A 5,824-nucleotide genomic window follows, 5' to 3' on the forward strand; every position below is an offset into this window, starting at 1 on the left:
CTCTAAAGCATCAAGCTCAATCTTATTTTCTTTGGCTACATAACTCTTTGACTGGGACATGGGGACTCCTAATTTCCTACTTCTAGAAAATTATATCAAATTCATCTCCTCAAGTTGCGACTTGTCACAACCTGGTTCTGACTTGGCCAAGCTAGGCTCACATGTCACGCTTAGGCTTGGTTGAGGTTTAGGTAGGATAGGTTGCACCGCTGCAAGGCTCGAGTCTATCTAGGCTAGATTGTGGCGATGAAAGGCTTGAGTCTATCTAGGAGAGATTCGCATTGAGCTCTGATATGAGAGCTAGGACGCTTATAGGCCGGTGGTGAGGATGTGGATGGCGGGCAAAGAAAAAGCGCAGCTTGCGCTGCGCTTTATGTGGCCATGTAGGCCTGTAAGGATTTTGGGTATGTGTCCCTGACTAAGCAATGCTTAATCAGGGTGATTGCGACTCTTGTTAGGAGAGTCGTGAGAGTGATTACTCTTGTGGAGGGAGCTTGCGCCCGTTTTCGATAGCACGCTGCTGTCTTTCACGGATGCGAGCCTCTTCGATTTCAGCCATCTTCTTCTTTTGATCTGCAGGAATGTACTTAGTGAAGTAACGCATTACTAGTACGAAGAATACAGGCACGAAGAAAATAGCCAAGATGGTAGCTGAGAGCATACCGCCGATAACGCAGATACCAATCTCATTTCGACCTGCCGCACCAGCACCTGAGGAGATAGCTAATGGCAGCACACCGAGCACGAATGCAGCAGAGGTCATTAAGATAGGGCGCAGACGGATACGTGCCGCCTCAATAACTGAGTCTGTCAGGCGGTGGCCCTTGTCATAGAGCTCCTTTGCGAACTCTACAATCAAGATCGCGTTCTTAGCTGACAGACCTACAGTAGTTAAAAGACCTACTTGGAAGTACACGTCATTTCTTAAGACTGTTTGTACTGGCAGGTACTGGGTAATCAGAGCAGCTAATACCGCACCGATAATACCAAGTGGAACCACAAGCATAACAGCAAAAGGAATGGACCAAGACTCATATAAAGCTGCTAAAGACAGGAATACGATGAGTAATGATACTGCGTATAAGAGTGGAGCCTGTGAGCCAGACAGACGCTCTTGGAATGAAACGCCAGTCCATGAAATACCATAGCCAGATGGCAGTACTTCACGAGCGATACGCTCCATTTCATTCATAGCCTCACCAGTTGAAACACCAGGAGCTGGGGCACCTTGAATGTTCATGGCACCTACACCGTTAAAACGCTCAAGACGTGGGGAACCAAAGTCCCACTGAGTGCGAATGAACGCTGAGCAAGGAACCATTTGGCCCTTGTTGTTACGTACATACCACTTATTAAGGTCGAGCTCATTCATACGGGCATCTGCTTCGGCCTGAACGAACACCTTCTTAACACGAGCGTGTTCCATGAAGTTATCGACATAAGCAGAACCCCATGCTACAGATAAGGTGCTATTAATATCAGAAATGGTCAGACCTAAAGCTAAGGCCTTCTCATAATCGATATTCAGCTTGAACTGAGGAGTATCTTCTTGTCCGTTAGCACGAACCTGCATTAACAGAGGTGACTGCTGTGCGGCATAGATATACTCTTGGCGCATCTTGGTGAGGGCTTCATGACCGGCACCGCCATTATCTTGCAGATAGAGCTCGAAACCAGAGGCAACACCGAGCTCAGGAATAGCAGGGAGGTTGAAGGCAAAAGCCAGACCCTCACGAATGCCCATTAAAGGCATGTAAGAACGGTTTACGATAGCATCAGCATGCTGATCAGCGCGGGTGCGCACAGACCAGTCCTTTAAGCGTAAGAATGCCATACCAGCATTCTGGCCAGCACCTGAGAATGAGAAGCCACTAATGGACATGATGGACTCAATGTTTTCACCTTCTGCAGTGGTGAAGTAATTGGAGATCTTGTCAAGTGCGCTATTGGTCTTTTCAACAGTGGATCCTGCAGGCAGACTTACCATGGCCATGAGCACACCTTGGTCTTCGTTTGGTAAGAAGGCTGAAGGAATGCGCATGAAGCAGAATACTAAAGCTGCACAGATAGCAAAGTAAGCTACGATCTGACGCTTTAACTGATTTACTACCTTGCTTACGTGCTTTTGATAAGAGTGAGATGCTAAATCAAAAGCCTTATTAAACCAAGTAAAGAACTTGGTTACAGGCTTCATCAGGATATCACCCTTGTCTTTAGCAAAAGCCATAGCCTTATTTTTAGGAGCAGCCTCACGCTGTTCTTTAGATAAGAGCATGGTGGCACACAGTGCTGGAGTCAAAATCAGGGCTACTAATACTGAAAGCACCATGGAAGATACGATGGTAATAGAGAACTGACGATAAATAACACCAGTAGAACCACCGAAGAAAGCCATAGGAATGAATACAGCTGACAGTACCAGTGCAATACCGATAAGAGCGCCAGTAATCTGATCCATGGACTTAATGGTTGCCTGACGAGGAGGTAACTCCTCTTCATCCATAATACGTTCTACGTTCTCTACTACCACAATGGCGTCGTCAACGAGCAGACCGATGGCCAGCACAATACCGAACATGGTCAGAGTGTTAATGGAGAAGCCGAGCACCGCCATGATGGCGAAGGTACCTAAAAGCACCACAGGCACAGTAATAGAAGGAATCAAGGTTGCGCGGAAGTTCTGTAAGAACAGATACATAATCAGCACAACGAGCACGACAGCTTCGATTAAGGTCTGGAATACTTCCTCAATGGATACCTTAATAAACTCAGTGGTGTCGTATGGATAATCAAGCTCAATCCACTCAGGGAAATATGCTGAGAGCTCGTCCATCAGTGCTTTAACGTTCTTAGCAGTATCCAGAGCGTTAGCGCCTGAGGCCAGACGAATTGCAATACCAGTAGAATCTTTGCCATTGTAGGTAGCGCCGATCTGATAGGACTCAGAGCCAAGCTCAATTCTAGCCACATCCTTTAAACGCACCATGGTGCCGTCAGTGTTAACGCGTAGCAGAATGTTTTCAAACTGCTCAACGTTCTCAAGACGCTTCTGACCAGTAATAGAGTAAGAGTATTGCTGGCCTGGAACAGCAGGAGTACCACCTAAAGAACCATAGGTTACCTGGGCATTTTGAGCCTTAATAGCTGCAGTAATCTCAGGAACAGTAATAGCTAAGTTAGTAAGCTTTTCTGGGTCTAACCAGATACGCATGGCAAACTCAGAGCCGAATACCTGTAGATCACCTACGCCAGCAACACGAGCTAATGGCTCACGAATGTTGGCGAAGATGTAGTCAGACAGGTCAGTACGGTTATGCAGAGTATCTTTAGTGCTAAGACCGACCACCATTAAGAAGGCATCGGTAGACTTAGACACGTTAACACCATTAGTCTGCACTACTGCTGGTAACTGTGACTGGGTCTGCTGGAGCTTGTTTTGTACCTGCACCTGAGCAATATCAGGATCGGTACCAGGCTCGAAAGTAATGGTAATAGAAGAGTTACCGTACGAGTCAGAGTTAGCTGACATGTACATATAACCGTCAAGACCCGTCATATTCTGCTCAATAATCTGTGTTACTGAGCGCTCCACGGTAGAAGCATCAGCACCTGGATAAGAGGCGCGGATGGATACTGCAGGAGGTGCAATAGTCGGGTATTGGGATACTGGCAAGGTAAATACAGATACGATACCTGCCAGCATAATTACGATCGCAATAACCCATGCAAAGATAGGGCGATCGATAAAGAAACGTGCCATAAAGCTATATTCCTTCGCAGCGCTTAAGTTACAAGGGCATACATGAACTCATGATTGCCATCTTAGAAGGTTTAGCGCTACTGATTGCAGCAGGTTATTTGGCTGGCTTTTGAGCGCCCTTCTGTGCAGCTTCCATAGCAGCTGCATCGATGATTGGAGTGCCGGAGCGAATCTTCTGCAGATTAGAGCCAACAATACGATCACCTGCCTTCAGGCCAGAGGTAACAACAAAGTAGCCTTCATACTCAGTACCGATCTTAATGATGGTACGTTGAGCGATGCCCTTGTCATCAATGGTGAAGACATAGCTAAGGCCGCCAGACTCACGAATAACAGTATCCTGCTTAACTACAACAGCCTCTGGCAGGGTACCTTCATGTAAGTCACCACGCAGGAACATGCCAGGCAGTAACATGTGATCTGGGTTAGGAACAATAGCTCTCAGGCTTACCATGCCAGTAGTCTCATCAACAGACACATCGGAGAACTCAAGCTGACCTTGGTGCTCGTACTTTTGACCATTAGAGAAATAAATATCTACAGGAGCTTTGCCATCAGTGGTCTTAAAACGACCAGTGCTCAGCGCAGCACGCAACGCCATGTGGTCTTCAACGGTTTGACCTAAGTCAACATACATAGGATCAAGCTGCTGAATGATGGTTAAAGGATTGGTCTGCTGAGCATTAACCAGTGCACCTTCGGTGACATTGGATTTGGAGATACGTCCTGAAATAGGAGCATAAACCTTGGTATAAGCCAGGTTGATATTGGCTGTTTCTACAGCAGCTTCTGCAGCCTTAACTGCAGCGTCAGCCTGGAGGTATGCTGCCTGAGCATCATCGTAGTCTTGCTTACTTACAGCTTTCTTCTCTAATAAAGAACGATAGCGATCAGCCTTTAACTTAACGGTATAAAGGCTAGCCTTAGCACTCTTTAAGTTAGCTGCAGCCACATTGGCCTGTGCTTCATATAAAGCAGGGTCGATCTGATAGAGCTGATCGCCTTGGTTTACAGTTGAACCTTCGGTGAACAAGCGCTTTTGAATAATGCCTGATACCTGAGGACGAACCTCGGCACGGCGGGTAGAGCTAACACGGCCAGTGAGAGTGGACACAATTGGCACTTCCATGGTCTTAGCTACTACGATATCCGCAGGAACACCCTGAGGACCAGATTGTTGCGCACCGTCACCACAGGCTGTGAGCATAAACACTGCTACAGCAAGAGCACTCGGAACGAGATACTTCTCTTTTAAATTGGACAGGAACATACCTGATAATCCTTATTTAATAAATTGCTTAATTTGCTAGATTTCAAGGCTCTTAGTAAATAAAAGTCTTGGAAAATAACAAAACTCCTAAGCAAAATGCCTAGGCACAAGTGAGCAGAGCTTCAGCTACATATATATGAAGAGTGCCACACTGCTAGCTTTTAATAGCCGCATAAGCGACTTTAAACCATATTGACCCAAGAAATAGTCAAGATGGCTTAGTTTTAAACCAAGACTAGGCATAAGCCTAAGTCTTGATGAAATCTTGGTACTACAGGGAGATAAGAGCGAGAGTTGATCCCCGTAACCTTATAGATGCTTATGTTTTAGTCTCAATTATCTAAAGGTTAGTAGCCCATATAAGGGTGCTAGATCTTAGATCTAAGCTTTAATTTTGATAAAGTCATTTCAGCACGCTTTTGTCAGCTCAAATATAGAAATATATGGCATACCTTTTATAAAAAAGTACTAGTGCCATACGCCTATAGCGCTGAGTGCATCTTTAACTCTATATACGTACTGTCATAAAAACTGAACACCTAAGCACTTATAAAGCCCATAAAGTGCGCTTTTAAGCATCATAAAAGTGCAGTTTTAAGATGTAGTACAAGTTGTAAGAGTCGGCGTGAATTGCTCCAGCCAAATCTTACGATTATGGCGTGAGCTTCATGGCGTCGTTGCGCCAAATCTCATATGGTTAACAAGTTACCCATATCGGCTGAAACACGCAGCCGCTATCAAATAGCTTCTTTACAGAAGCATTTTTGAATACTTTTCTAATGATATTAATCTTA

At 45.5% G+C, this 5,824-nt stretch carries 2 protein-coding genes; both read right to left on the reverse strand.

Features of this window, described 5'->3' with window-relative positions; genetic code table 11:
• Positions 1 to 475 precede the first annotated feature (475 nt).
• Positions 476 to 3,760 carry an efflux RND transporter permease subunit gene (locus RDO37_RS03115; protein WP_027940169.1) on the reverse strand — a complete coding sequence of 1,095 codons (3,285 nt, stop codon included), beginning with the start codon at positions 3,758 to 3,760 and terminating at the stop codon, positions 476 to 478.
• Between the two features lie 94 nt (positions 3,761 to 3,854).
• On the reverse strand, positions 3,855 to 5,030 hold the full coding sequence (locus RDO37_RS03120; RefSeq protein ID WP_308498068.1) for an efflux RND transporter periplasmic adaptor subunit: 1,176 nt from the start codon (positions 5,028 to 5,030) through the stop codon (positions 3,855 to 3,857).
• Positions 5,031 to 5,824: the final 794 nt, after the last annotated feature.

This window comes from uncultured Anaerobiospirillum sp. (assembly GCF_902485895.1).
GTDB lineage: Bacteria > Pseudomonadota > Gammaproteobacteria > Enterobacterales > Succinivibrionaceae > Anaerobiospirillum > Anaerobiospirillum succiniciproducens.